Origin of the sequence: Thermocrispum agreste DSM 44070, assembly GCF_000427905.1 — a bacterium.
Lineage (GTDB): Bacteria > Actinomycetota > Actinomycetes > Mycobacteriales > Pseudonocardiaceae > Thermocrispum > Thermocrispum agreste.
Genome location: NZ_ATYX01000006.1, coordinates 13301 through 26869 on the forward strand (window position 1 = coordinate 13301; position 13569 = coordinate 26869).

The following is a 13569-nucleotide window of genomic DNA, read 5'->3' on the forward strand; positions in this document are numbered from 1 at the left end:
TCGCGACTGAGCCACGAGTTGCAGGAGGCCGAGAAAACGCATGCTGACATTGGGCGACCTCCTCGACCACAAGGAGTTCAAGCTCGAACTGCTGACGGGGAACAAGCGGGCGCGCGAGCGGCCGATCCTCGGGGCGCACAACTCCGAGATGGCTCATCCGACCGAGTTCATCCCTCCGGATTGGGTGGTGCTCACGCTGGGCATCTGGCTGCGCGATCAGCCCGAGGATGCCCAGCGTGAGCTGGTCCGGGAGCTCAACGCAGACGGCATCTGTGCCCTCGGCTTCGGCGTCGACGTAGCGTTCTCGCAGCCCCCGGCGGCCTTGCTGGACGAGGCCCGACTCCTTGAGTTCCCGGTTTTCCGGGTGCCCTACGAGACGCCTTACCGCGAAATCGTCGGATTCGTCAATAAGACGTTGATCGATACGGATTTTTCGTCCATTCAGCGCGCCTTTTCGATGCAGAACTATCTGCTGGATGCGTTCAAGGCCCACTGGCCGCTGCAAGATTTGGCGCAGCGGCTGAGCCGCCTGTTGCACGGCGAGGTGTATCTGTTCGACGCGTCCGGCCGTATGCGGCTGGGCGAGTCCGACGAGCGCGGCGCGCAAGTCTGGCTGCGAATAATACGACAGCGGGTCGGCACGTCCGCGGTGGCCGCGGACGACTTGCTCGCGATGCCGCTGATGGATGACGTCGGCCGCGAACAGGGTTGGCTGGCCGTGCTGGGCGGCAGCCGCTCGGCTTCGAATGAGCTCGTCCATGCCGTGATGCGTTTTGCCGGGAGGCTGTTGGACTTCGTGGACCTGCAACGCGACGCCGCGCGGGTCGAGGATCAGTTGGTGCGCGAGGAAGTACTCAAGGCTGCCCTTGAGCCGTTGACCACGTACGACGAGCGGGAACTGGCCGGGCGGTTCCGGCGTTTCGGCATCGACTTCACCAAACCGGCCAGGGCCGCGATTTTCCACGTCGGCGATAGAGCGGGTGCGGTTGCGCCGGAGCGCAGGCAGATGCTGGAGGACACGCTCGCGGCGCGCGGCATCCCGTTCCTCGCTATGGCCGAGCCGCGCGATCTCACCGTGGTTATGCAGGCCGAGGTAGACGAACTGGCCGCTTGGGTTGACGAGCTCGCCGAGCGCTTCGACCTGGTCGTCGGCGCTGGCCGAGAGATCACCCGGGTGAGGGACGTCGCCCAGTCGCTGCACGGCGCACGCACCGCCATGCGCCATTTAGACGGTCGGCTGCGCCTGGTGGACAAGCTCGGCTTGGCTCTGTGGCTGGTGCACTCCGTGGCGGAGACGGACCTGGTGGTCAAAATAGATCAGGTGCTCGGCCCGTTGCTGGACCGACCGGAGTTCATTCACACGCTGAAGGTGTATTTCGAGAATGATCTCAACGTGACAGCGGCTGCGGCTGAACTCTCTATCCACCCGAATACACTTCGCTATCGGCTCGGGCAGATCGAGGCGATCCTGCAACGCCCGCTGAGCAGCATGGCGACGCTAGTGGATGTCTATCTTGCGTGCTTGGCGTCCGAGAAAGGTGAGGACGAGTGCGGAGCCAACAACGAGATCATTCGCTCCACCCGCTGTGGGGATCCCGAAGCTCGGCGAGCGTGTGCGCCGGCCCGCCGGAAGACCGGAAATGTCACGTGTGGCTGAAACGGTCATTCCGTGATGGGTGAGCGCGCTGCCTTGATCGCCCCGTTGAACTCCGGCGGGCGGGCCGACGAACTCACGGCCCGGCTGACCGAGGCGATCCAGCTGGGCCTGGTCGCTAATGGGCACCGCTTGCCGCCAGAGCGCGAGTTCGCCGAGCAACTTGGGGTCTCGCCGATGACTCTGCGCGATGCCATCGCGGTCTTGCGCGATCGCGGCTTGGTCGAAACCAAGCGAGGGCGCAACGGCGGCACGTTCGTGACTCGATCGATCGAACCTGACGAAACCCCAGACCGCGCGCGCCTTGCCGGGCTTCCTGTGTCGGCGTTGCGAGACATCTGCGATGAGCAGCGAGCGATCACGTCTTTGGCGGCTCGTCTTGCCGCTGAGCGAGCGTCCGATTCAAGTGTGACCAAATTGCTCGCGTTGGTCGATCGGATGGACTCCGCTGCGACTCGTGGGGCCTGCATGCGGGCCGACAGCAGGTTCCACATCGAGGTGGCCATCGCTACTCGATCCGAACGATTGACTCGCCGGGAAGTGTCGCTGCAGGCCGAAACCGTCGGGTTGCTTTGGCTATCCGAACTCGACGAGGCCGAAGCTGTGGCGATCGTGGAAGAGCACCGCGAGATAGCGGGCGCGATCGCTGAGCAGAACCCCACGCGGGCGCAGGCTGTGGCCGAGAACCACGTTCTGCAGAACCTACGTCGTCTGGCAGGGTTGCACTTGAAACTGGTGGAGGGGGAGGAGGACCGATCGTGATCGAACAGGGGCATACAGATCAGGCGGCCGCGCTGCCCGAGGTAGCCGCGCGGCTGTCGGCTGTGCTCAATGCGCAACTGGAGCCGATGAATGAGTTGGCCGGACGGCTCACAGAGATGTGGGCACGGCCGTCAGCGCGGCGTAATGGGTTCAGTGGCACTGAGGTGAGTTCGCTGGCGAGCCAGGTTGAATCGGCTATCCGCCAAGTCGACCGCATGGTGGGACACGGATTCATCGCCGCGCCGGGCGTCGTTGACGGGCACGAGCGATACATGCTGTGGTTGCAGCGAAAGAACGGAAAGATTTACCGTCTCCGGCTCAACATCGACCACAGTGACCCGGATTCCTACGAGTACGTAACTATGGAGTGGTACGTCCGAGCGGTAACGTATGGTGCGCAGGTGCTCACCGGTCCGTACCTCGATTACTCGGGGTCAAACCACTTCGTGCTCACTTTTAGTGCGCCGGTGCGATCGGACGGTAAACTGCTAGGCGTCGTTGCCACCGATGTGCTCGTTCATAAGGCCGAAACCGAGTTCGTGAAGATTTTGCAGCGCCTCGACGAGGATGCAGTGTTGGCCAACGCCGATCGCATAGTAGTCGCGGCTAACTCGGTGCGCTGGATACCCGGGGACCGGTTGCCGGCTCACCCTGCGGATGATCCCGCGAACTTTCACTCCGTCGTGCCGCTCAGCGACTGGACTGGGTGGTGGTTGGCCCTGGCTAGCGGGCAAGGCGATGCCCGAAAGCCGCGGTGAGCTTCGTCAGCCGCTTCTTGCCATGCGCCTGATACCCCGTGGGGGTATCGTTGGGTTGCCTTCGAAGCACGGGAGCGGACGTCATGGACCATCATCCGCACCACCATGTCGAGCCCGCGACGTCGGGGGAGCAGCACCACGACCACGGCGCCCACGGTGGACATGACGAGCATGCGGGACACTCGCCGGAGATGTTCCGGGATCGCTTCTGGTTGTCCCTGCTGCTGACGATCCCCCTGGTGATCTACGCCGACACCGTGCAGATGTGGTTCGGCTACCAGGCGCCTCAGTTCCCGGGATCTGAGCTCATCGCGCCGGTGTTGGGCACGTTCATCTTCGTGTATGGCGGTGGGCCGTTCCTGGTCGGAGCGGTGCACGAGCTGCGCGCTCGCCAGCCCGGCATGATGCTGCTGATCGGCATGGCGATCACCGTGGCGTTCGTGTCCAGCTTGGCCGCCAGTTTCGGCCTGTTCGACGTCGAAGTGTGGTGGGAGCTCTCCCTTCTGATCGTGATCATGTTGCTCGGGCACTGGATGGAGATGCGCGCCATCGGCCAGGCTCGCGGCGCGCTCGCGGCGCTCGTTGAGCTGCTGCCGGACGAAGCCGAGCGCATCGGCCACGACGGTCAGATGGAAACGGTGCGGATCGCCGATCTCGCGGTTGGCGACATCGTGCTGGTTCGGCCGGGTGGGCGGGTGCCCGCGGACGGCACGATCGTCGGAGGCGCGGCCGAGCTGGACGAATCCATGATCACCGGCGAATCGCGACCGGTGGCCCGCGGCGAGGGTGAGCGTGTCATCGCGGCAAGCGTGTCCACCGACAGTTCGATCCGGATTCGGGTCGATGCCGTCGGCGAAGACACAGCGCTCGCGGGCATCCAGCGCTTGGTCGCCGAGGCACAGGCGTCGCAGTCACGCACTCAGGTGCTTGCCGACCGTGCAGCGGCATTGCTGTTCTACGTCGCGCTCGCGGTGGCGGCAGTCACCGTCGTGGTGTGGGCATTGCTTGGCGATGGGGACGCGGCGGTCGTGCGTTCGGTGACAGTGCTCATCATCGCCTGCCCGCACGCTCTTGGCCTGGCCATCCCGCTGGTCATCTCGATCTCCACGTCGAAGTCCGCGCGCAACGGCATTCTGGTCAAGGATCGGCTCGCGCTCGAGCGCACGCGTGAAGTCGACGTGGTCCTCTTCGACAAGACCGGCACCCTCACCAAGGGTGAGCATGTAGTCACCGACGTCGCGGCGGTGAAGAGCACCGAAGATGAGTTGCTGGCGCTGGCCGCCGGCGTCGAAGCGGAAAGCGAACACCCGCTGGCCCGCGCCATCGTCACCGCCGCTCGCGACCGGGGCGTCACGTCACGAGGCGTCGTCAACGCGCGCGCGATGACTGGGCGTGGCGTGCTTGGCATGGTAGACGGTCAGGCCGTCGCCGTCGGCGGTCCAAATCTGTTGCGTGAAAAGGGTTGGGATATCCCTCGTGAGCTCCATTCCCAGGTTGACGGGTGGAAGCGACGAGGGGCCGCCGTGCTGTATGTCGTTCGGGACGACGACGTGATCGGCGCACTGGCGCTGGAGGATCAGGTCAGGTCGGAGTCGGCGGGCGCGATCGATGCCCTTCATCGACTCGGGGTGAAGGTCGCGCTCATCACCGGTGACGCCCAGGAGGTCGCTGACACCGTTGCGGATGACCTCGGCATCGACGAAGTGTTTGCCGAGGTCCTGCCCGAAGACAAAGACAAGGCGGTCAGTGAGCTGCAGCGCCGAGGGCACACGGTGGCCATGGTGGGCGACGGCGTCAACGACGCCCCGGCGTTAGCTCGCGCCGACGTGGGCATCGCCATCGGCGCGGGCACCGACGTCGCCATTGAATCCGCGGACATAGTGCTCGCGGCCAACGACCCGCGTGCGGTCGTGGCCGTTATGCGTCTGTCGGCGGCCAGCTACCGCAAGATGCTGCAGAACCTCTGGTGGGCCGCCGGCTACAACCTCGTCGCCATCCCCCTCGCGGCTGGCGTGCTGGCGTGGGCCGGGTTCGTGCTGCCAATGGCCGTTGGGGCTGTGCTCATGAGCCTGTCCACCATCATCGTCGCCCTCAACGCTCAGCTGTTGCGCCGCGTCAACCTTCGGCCGGCGTCGTGAGCAACTATCCGGCATTCACATGTAGCCGAACAAGTGCTTGACAGCCAGCAGAGAGTTGGTCGTCTTAGCACCCTGTGGAACTTTCGGACGTTCACACGAGTGGCGAGGATGGGCAGCAAAGATGTACCTGACACAGGGATTACACCGTTCGGCGCAGCAGACCCCCGACGAGCCTTCGACGGTCTTCGCGGGCCGGGTCCGAACCTTCGTCGAAACTGCCGACCGTGTGGCGCGACTTGCCGGAGCGCTGCGAGAGAATGGCGTCGGCAGCGGAGATCGGGTGGCGATCCTGTCGCTGAACTCCGACCGCTACTCCGAGTTCCTGCTGGCTGTCCCCTGGGCGGATGCGGTGTTCGTGCCGGTCAACATCCGCTGGGCGGCAGCCGAGATCAGCTACTCATTGATCGAATGCGAGGCCCGCGTCCTCGTGGTCGACGAGACTTTCTCCGCTTTGGTTCCCGCCCTCCGTGAGGCACACCGCGGCCTGACGACGGTGATCTACTGCGGTGAGGGCGATCCGCCGGAGGGCATGCTGGGGTTCGAGGATCTCATCGCCCAGGCTGACCCCGTCGAAGACGCGCGCCGTGGCGGGGAAGCCTTAGCCGGCATTTACTACACGGGCGGCACGACGGGTAACCCCAAGGGCGTCATGCTCAGTCACGCCAACCTGTTGACCTCAGCCCTCGGGTCGGCGGCCACCGGCCACTTCTGTGAACCGGGCGGACGGCTGCTGCACGCCGCTCCCATGTTCCATCTCGCCGACGGTGCGGCCTGGGCTGCGCAGACCGCGCTGGGCGGTACGCACGTCATGGTGCCCGCGTTCGACCCGGTCGCCGTGCTCAGCGCGTTCAGCGAACACCAGATCACCACCACACTGCTGGTACCCACGATGATCGGCATGCTGGTCAACCAGCCCGACGCGGGCTCGTACGACCTGTCCAGCCTGCGGCACATGATCTACGGTGCCTCGCCGATCTCCGAACCGGTGTTGGAGAAGGCGATGAAGCTGTTCCCCAACGCCGGATTCGTCCAGGCCTACGGGATGACCGAGCTGTCGCCCGTCGCCACGCTGCTGCTGCCGGAGGACCACCACGACCCGGCGCATCGCCGCGCCGCGGGCAAGGCCGCGCCGCACGCCGAGGTGCGCATCGTGGACGAGCACGACAACGAAGTGCCCCGGGGAACCGTCGGCGAAGTCGTCTGCCGCGGCGGGCACGTCATGCTGGGCTACTGGAACCAGCCGGAGGCCACCGCCGCCGCGGTCCGGGACGGCTGGATGCACACCGGCGACGGCGGCTACATGGACGATGACGGCTACGTCTACATCGTCGACCGGATCAAAGACATGATCGTCAGCGGGGGAGAGAACGTCTACAGCGTCGAGGTCGAGAAGGTCGTCGCACAGCACCCGGCCGTCGAGTCCTGCGCGGTCATCGGCGTACCCGACGACGACCTCGGCGAACGCGTTCACGCCGTGGTCGTGCTGCGTCCCGGCGAGCAGACCACGGCGGAAGAACTGCGGGAGTTCTGCAAGCAACACATCGCCGGGTACAAGGCCCCCCGCAGTGCCGAATTCGTCGATGCGCTCCCGCTGTCCGGTGCCGGCAAGATCCTCAAAAGGGAGCTTCGTCGCAGGCACTGGGATCAGCATCACCGTGCCGTGCACTGACTCCAGCTAGCGGCCCGTCGGCGGAGCTGGGCTCCGCTCCCTTCGCGCTGGCCACCTGATGTGGCAGCCGTCCCAGCGGGGACGGCTGCTCGGTGACTCCTGCGCGCATTTTTTGTCATCCAGTTATCACGAGGAAGCAGCATGCGCAGAAAGGCAAACTGACCCTTGCCGTCGCGGTCGCGCTGGCCGCGATCGGCGTCGCGGTGCCGGCCGTCGGCGAACCGGCGGCGGCACCGGCGACGCAGTGCAAGAACGTCGAAGTTCCCGTCAAGGTCGGCACGCAGTCCGGCGCGATCTCCGGCACTCTGTGCGTCCCGGACGGCGCCACGACGGTTCAGCTACTGGTACCGGGCTACACCTACGACCGCACCTACTGGCAAATGCCGTACAAGCCGGACACCTACTCCTACGTGCGTGCCGCCAACAAGGCCGGGTACGCCACGCTGGCCATCGACCCGATGGGGTCGGGTGCGTCCATCAAACCCGTCAGCGTCTTCTCCACGTTTCAGGCCAGCGTGAAGACGGTGCACAAGGTCGTGCGGGCGCTGCGCTCCGGACAGCTCGGGCACAAGTTCAGCAAAGTCGTCGGCGTCGGGCACAGCCTGGGTTCGCTCACCATTTCGTCGGCAGCCGGGCAGTTCAAGGACATCGACGCTCTCGTCACCACCGGTTTCACGCACACCATCGAGGTCGCGGGCGGGCCGATCAAGGTGATCGGACGCAACTACTCCGCGATCTTCGATCCCAAGTTCGCTGGCTCCGGACTCGACCCGCTGTACGTCACGAGCATTCCCGGTTCGCGGAAGAACTTCTACAACGCCGCGAACGTCGACCCCGAGATCATCGCGCTGGACGAGAAGCACAAGACCACCAAAACGCTGGTCGACCTGGTCACTGGCGCGTCGATGTACAACACCAACAACGTCGACCGGACCCTCGACATCCCGGTCTTCGTGGTCACCGGCCAACGTGACGACCTCTTCTGCGGATTCGGCAGTACCGACTGCGCGTCCGACGCTCAGCTGGCCGCCTACGAGCGGGGCTGGTACGGCCCGAAGGCCACCGTCGAGGCGTACGCACCCGCGAACACCGGGCACGACATCACCCTGGAGCTGGGTGCGGCCACCACCAACGCGAAGATCATGGACTTCGTCGACCGGCACGTCGGCGGAGCCGGGACGAAGAACACCCGGCCGGGCGTGATCCCCGAGGTGCCTGCGCCGAAGCCGACGCCGCTGGACCCGATCGCGAAGGCGGCCAACGCGGCGTTCGTGCGCGCGGTGTTGCCGGCCAGTGACGCCGCCGTCGGTGTCGCCGACCAGGTGCCGGGGATCGGGACGCAGCAGAATCCCGTCCCGATCACCGCCGAGCTGCTGCGCCGGATCGGCAATGCGAACAACGCCGTGCTCGGCACGCTGCCCAACGAAATCCTCGCCACCTTGTAGCGGCAGGCGGCCCGTGGCGCCACCCGGTGCCACGGGCCGCTGTGTGCCCGGCGCGGGCTGGGTAAGCGGGGCCGCCACGACGCGGGCCGGGCAGGTGGGGGCGCTGTGCGTCTGGCAGGGCCCGGGTAAGCGGGGCCGCTATGCGCGCAGCACGGCCTGGGCAAGCCTGGTCGTGTTGCCGACGTGGCCGGGTTTCGTCCGCAGGTGGGGGATGCGGGCCAGGCTGTTGATCAACGTGATGGCGGCCCGGACCAGAACGGCCGCGTCGTCCTCGCTGACCTCGGGGCGGGCACCGCGAAGCAGCGTGACCCACTCGGTGAGGTAGTCACGCTGGGCCCGGCGGAAAACCGACATGCGGTCCTCGGGCAAGTTGATCGTCTGGGCGATCAGGATGGTGACGATGTCGCTGTTGGCCACGGTGAACTCGGTGTAGTGCCGGGCCAGGCCGTCGAGCGCCTCGGCGGGTGTCGATGCCGCGGAGAGAACCTGGTGCAGCCCGAGCCACAGCGTCTCGTTGCCTCGGTTCAGTGCCGCGGACAGCACATCGACCTTCGTGGTGAAGTGGTTGTACACGCTGGGACCGGCGATGCCTGCCGCGGCACCGATGTCGTCCAAGCCCACCGACGGATAGCCGCGCTCCGCGAACAACTTCACCGCCACGGCCAGCAGATGCTCCCGGCGCGATGCCGGCCGGATGCCGTCGGCACGCTCCACCAGCACGCGCTCGTCCGGCGGAAGCGGGGTCGTCGAAATCGCCGAGACCGCCCGGGTGAGCACGTCCTTGACGTGCGCCAGATCCAGCGGCCCGTGGTAGTAGGACTGGCTTTCCAGAACCGACAGGATCGCCCACGACCGCACGTCGGCGGTGGACCGGTCCTCGATGTCGGCACCCGCCCGCTCCGCGAGGACGCGGATCCGGTGCCGCAATCGGTCCCGTTCGTCGTCCGGGAGGTGGCCGGACTCGCGCTCCCACAGCACGCCGAATTCCCGCTGCCGCAGGCAGACATCGATGAACTCGGCCGCGAAATCATCGGCGCGTGCCGGGTCGACCTCCTCGATGGCGCGCAGCTGCTCGTCCAGCACCGCGAGGAGGAGATCCTGCTTGCCGCGGAAATGCCGGTACAGGGCACTGGCCGTGATGTCCACGTCGGCGGCGATGTCCGCCATGGAGACCTGGTGGTAGCCGAGCGTCCAGAACCGCTGCGCCGCTGCCGCGAGGATGCGGTTCTTCCGATCGCGTGGCCGCTGCCGCGGACGGTTGGTCGCCTTCTCGCCCGTGGTGTCCGTGACGGCTTTCGTCACGTCGATGTCCCCCCTTGGCCGTTCCGGTGCGCACCTACTGTAGGGCGCCCGCCGAAGCGCGGTCGGCGACGCTCGAGAAACGCGGCAACGCCCTCCAGGCAATCGGGTTCGTGAGCGAGGTCGGCGATGGTCGAGCTTTCCGCCGCCGACGCACCGGCGCGCGTGCCAGGTGCGGATCGAAGCAGGGTGCGAGTACGCGCCACCGCGGTCGCGGAAGTGCGTGCAGCGAGTTGCTCGCACCACTCGCGCGCCGCGGGAAGAAGCTCGTCAGCACCTACGACGCGGTTGACCAGTCCGCAGGCGTGCGCTTCTGCGCTGTCGACCGGGCGACCGGACAACAGCCAGTCTGCCGCGACAGCCGGTCCGACGAGGCGAGGCAGGTAGTACGTCGACGCACCCTCCGGGCACACGCCGAGACGCGTGAAGGGAAAGACGAACCGTGCGCCCTCGGCCGCGAACCGGAGATCGGCGGCGAGCGGGATCGTGGCGCCGCCACCTGCCGCATCGCCGTTGATCGCGGCCACCACGGGAACGGGCAGCTGGTCGATCACCGCAGTGACGCGGCCGGCAGGCTCGAGGTAACCCGGGCGATCCCCGCCGTCGTCGTCGACCAACGTGCGAATCGACGCTGCCCCGTCGAGCAGATCGACGCCCGCGCAGAACATGTCGCCCGCCCCGGTGAGGATCACCGCGCGCACCTCGGGGTCGCGCCCGCACTGCCGCAACGCCGCCACGAGCTGATCGATCAACGCCAGGCTGAGCGCGTTGCGCGGCGGACGGTCGAGCGTCACCGTGGCGATTCCGCCGTCAAGCTCGAGCCGCACGAACCGCTCCGCCATCGCTAACCCTCCGGTGACTTATCATAGTTCACGTCATTCGACGTATGCAGTCACCAGAAGGCTACCCGAGGTGCTACTGGATTTGCTGTGACCTAACCGTCATTCACGCAGAGGTTCAGGCGCGCGCATTGCCGGCGAGATACCGCGCCAGATAGGGCACCAGGCCGCCGCTGTCGACGACCTCGAGCATGGCCGGAGCGAACGGCTTGACCGCGAACACCGTGCCGTTGACCGTCACCCGCCCGGCGGCCAGATCGACCTCCAGCACGTCGCCCTCGTTCGCCGCGTCCGTGATGCCCGGGCAGGTCACCACCGGTAGCCCCGCGTTCAACGAGCGGCGGATGAACGCGGTGTCGGTCGACTCCACGACGGCCGCCGCGATGCCGGCCGCCCGCAGCGCCATCGGCGCCGGGGGATGGCTGGGAATCCCGAAGCCGCGCCCGGCCACCACGATGTCGCCGGGGGTCACGCGCTCGGCGAAGTTGGGCACCAATCCGGCGAAGCAGTGCCTGGCCAGCTCCGCCGGATCGTGGTCGTCGGCGAAATTGCGCAGTTCGGAGAACCGCACGATCCCGTCGTCGCCGCTGACCCAGTCGCCGAACTTCCACACCCGGCCGCGCAGCACCGTGGAACTAGCTGTGGACATGCGGTTTCCCTTCCCGGGCCAGCAGCGGCCGCGGATCGGTGATCTCCCCGGCCACGGCCGACGCTGCGACCACGTACGGACTGGACAGGTAGATGTCGGCCTTCCTGCTCCCCGCGCGCCCCGGGTAGTGCTCCTGATTGGTCGAGATGGTGACGTCACCGTCGCCCAGCGCGCCCAGGTAGCCCCAGCACGTGGTGCAGCCGGGGGAGAGGACGGTCGCGCCGCGCTCGGTGAACAACTCGATGAGACCCTCCCGCGCCGCCTGCGAGTACACCGCGGGGCTGCCCGGCGTGATGTACATGGTCACGCCGGGGGCGACCGGATGATCACGCAGCACCTCGGCCGCCGCACGCAGGTCGTCGAGCAGATTGCTTGCGCACGACCCGATCGTCGCCTGAGTGATACGGCGACCGCTGACGTCCGACACCGGGACGACGTCGGCGTGCTTCGGCGGCGCGGTGACGAACGGTTCGAGCGCGCTGAGGTCCCACGTCCTGACCTCGTCGTACTCGGCATCCGCGTCGGCCGTGAAGACCTCGTACGGCCGCCCGTCCGCCCGCTCCTACACGTACGCCAACGCCACGTCGTCCACGTCGGCGAGGGCGGTGTCCGCGCCTGCGTGATACATCCCGGCCAGCAGTCCCTGCCTGCTGTCGAGACTCAACGTCGACAGCGCCGGCCCGCCGAACTCGACGCACCGCTGGATCAGCCCGTCGCCGCCGCCGTAGTCGTGGCAGATCGCCTGCACGAGGTCCCGGACCCACACGCCCGGTGGCAGCGACCCCACCAGCTCGAAGCGGACGCTGGCGGGCACCCGCACCCAGTTGGAGTCGCGCACCATCGACACGATCACCTCGGTGCTGATCGGTACGTTCAGCGCGCCGACCGCCCCGATGCTGGAGATGTTCGGCTCGTCGGAGAACACCAGCAGCCCCGGCCGGGCGAAGCCCTGCTCGACCATGATCAGGTGGCGCAACCCGGCCCGGCCGACGTCGAAGAAGTTGTCGAACCCGGTCCGGCGGGCGAACTCCCGGCTCTCCCGGTTGCGGTCCACGTAGATGGACCCGTGCGCGGCCTGCGGGGTGTGGTCCAGCACCGCGATGACCTTGTCGGGGTAGGCGATCTCGTGGACGCCCAGCTTCTCCAAGATCTTGATGTTCTTGTAGAAGTAGATGTCCTGCATCACCGTGTAGTTGGGCGTGACCGTCACATAGTCGCCGACCTCGACCGTCTCCGTCCCCGCGGCGCGCGCGATGATCTTCTGCGCGACGGTCTGTCTCATGACTTGGCCGCCTTCTTGATCTTCTCCGGGTCGAAGTCGTTGAACTTCTCGACCAGCTCGTTGGTGTAGACCTGGTCCGGCTTGATGCCCGGCCCGACGAGCTTGTGCTCGGTGGCGAAGTCGATCCACTTCTGCACCGATTCCTCCGAGTACTCGCCCCATGTCTGCTCGGCGGGCGGCTCGCCGCCGCCGTACAGCGACTGCTGCCGGATGGTGAACTGCGCCATGGCCGCCTTCATCGCGGCGTCGTCGTCCGCGCCGACCTTGCTGTTCGGGTAGCGCTGGAACATCATCTCGATGCTCGCTTCCGGGTTGGCTTCCGCGTAAACCGATGCCTTGGCCCACGCGCGGCCGAACGCCGCGGCGAGGTCGGAGTTCTCGTCGAGCCATTCCTTCTGCGCGGTCAGGCTGGAGGCGAACAGATCCTTGATGTACTCCGGCTGGAACAGGCGAAGCTCCTCGCCGGTGCCGGACGTCATCGCCGCGAACAAGGTGTCGTAGGCGACCAGCACGTCGACCCGGTGCCGCTTCAGCGCATCCAGCGCGGGCGCGCCGGAGCCCACCGCGACGAACTTCAGGTCGCGGTTCGGGTCCAGGCCCGCCTTGACCGCGGCCGCCTTGGCCACTTGGGTCGGGCCGGAGGAGAGATCTTGCACGCCGACGGTCTTGCCCTTCAGGTCGGCGATCGACTTGACCGGGCTGTCCGGCAACACGGCGAACTGGGTGACGTTGGTGAACGTCCAGTTGTAGAACATCCGGATGTCCTGGCCCTTTTCCGTGGCCTGCAGCACCAGGTCCGGCGTTGCCGTGCCGATCTGCACCTTGTCGGACGCCAGTGCCTGCACCACCTTGCCGCCCGCGCCGAGGAAGACCGGCCGGACCGTGATGCCTTCTTCTTCGAAGTAGCCTTGTGCCTGCGCGACGGCGAGCTGCAGCATGTTGCCGCCTGGCGCGGTGGCGGAGACACCGAAGGTCACGGTCTTGCCGTCACCGCCGGGGCCGCTGTCGTCGGCGCACGCGCCGAGAGCGGCTGTTGCCACGCATGTCAGGACCGCCAGCGAGAGTCGGGCGGCG

Annotated in this window: 12 protein-coding genes; 6 read left to right on the forward strand and 6 right to left on the reverse strand. The window is 66.9% G+C overall.

The window, feature by feature from the left end; translation table 11 throughout:
* The first annotated feature begins 40 nt into the window (after positions 1-40).
* From YWY_RS0102235 to YWY_RS23030, 6 genes are all read left to right on the forward strand, one after another.
* Entirely contained in the window at positions 41-1657 is a 1617-nt protein-coding gene (locus tag YWY_RS0102235) for a PucR family transcriptional regulator (RefSeq protein ID WP_028846285.1), read from the forward strand.
* A gap of 15 nt (positions 1658-1672) precedes the next feature.
* Entirely contained in the window at positions 1673-2416 is a 744-nt protein-coding gene (locus YWY_RS0102240) for a FadR/GntR family transcriptional regulator (RefSeq protein ID WP_038044330.1), read from the forward strand.
* Positions 2413-3174, forward strand: coding sequence for a cache domain-containing protein (locus YWY_RS0102245; RefSeq protein ID WP_051309548.1), 762 nt, complete (start codon positions 2413-2415; stop codon positions 3172-3174). The genes YWY_RS0102240 and YWY_RS0102245 overlap by 4 nt, the downstream gene beginning before the upstream one ends.
* A gap of 83 nt (positions 3175-3257) precedes the next feature.
* Positions 3258-5312 carry a heavy metal translocating P-type ATPase gene (locus YWY_RS0102250; protein ID WP_028846288.1) on the forward strand — a complete coding sequence of 685 codons (2055 nt, stop codon included), beginning with the start codon at positions 3258-3260 and terminating at the stop codon, positions 5310-5312.
* Positions 5313-5433: 121 nt separating this feature from the next.
* Positions 5434-6981 (forward strand): acyl-CoA synthetase, encoded by a 1548-nt coding sequence (locus YWY_RS0102255; RefSeq protein ID WP_028846289.1) that lies wholly within the window; start codon positions 5434-5436, stop codon positions 6979-6981.
* Between the two features lie 92 nt (positions 6982-7073).
* Positions 7074-8426: an alpha/beta hydrolase gene (locus YWY_RS23030; RefSeq protein WP_156899075.1), complete on the forward strand. Its 1353-nt coding sequence runs from the start codon at positions 7074-7076 to the stop codon at positions 8424-8426.
* A gap of 138 nt (positions 8427-8564) precedes the next feature.
* On the opposite strand, the gene YWY_RS19845 is transcribed toward YWY_RS23030, so the two are convergent.
* From YWY_RS19845 to YWY_RS0102290, 6 genes are all read right to left on the reverse strand, one after another.
* Positions 8565-9728, reverse strand: a complete 1164-nt coding sequence (locus tag YWY_RS19845; RefSeq protein WP_051309552.1) for a TetR/AcrR family transcriptional regulator — start codon at positions 9726-9728, stop codon at positions 8565-8567.
* A complete protein-coding gene (locus YWY_RS19850; protein ID WP_169720989.1) occupies positions 9725-10552 on the reverse strand; it encodes an enoyl-CoA hydratase/isomerase family protein in 828 nt (275 codons plus the stop codon). The genes YWY_RS19845 and YWY_RS19850 overlap by 4 nt, the downstream gene beginning before the upstream one ends.
* 130 nt (positions 10553-10682) lie before the next feature.
* Positions 10683-11213, reverse strand: coding sequence for a LeuD/DmdB family oxidoreductase small subunit (locus YWY_RS0102275; protein ID WP_038044331.1), 531 nt, complete (start codon positions 11211-11213; stop codon positions 10683-10685).
* Entirely contained in the window at positions 11200-11640 is a 441-nt protein-coding gene (locus YWY_RS24850; protein ID WP_028846291.1) for an aconitase family protein, read from the reverse strand. Before YWY_RS24850 ends, YWY_RS0102275 begins: the two co-directional genes overlap by 14 nt.
* Positions 11641-11775: 135 nt before the next feature.
* Positions 11776-12495: an aconitase family protein gene (locus YWY_RS24855; protein ID WP_028846292.1), complete on the reverse strand. Its 720-nt coding sequence runs from the start codon at positions 12493-12495 to the stop codon at positions 11776-11778.
* Entirely contained in the window at positions 12492-13535 is a 1044-nt protein-coding gene (locus YWY_RS0102290; RefSeq protein ID WP_169725205.1) for an ABC transporter substrate-binding protein, read from the reverse strand. The genes YWY_RS24855 and YWY_RS0102290 overlap by 4 nt, the downstream gene beginning before the upstream one ends.
* Positions 13536-13569: the final 34 nt, after the last annotated feature.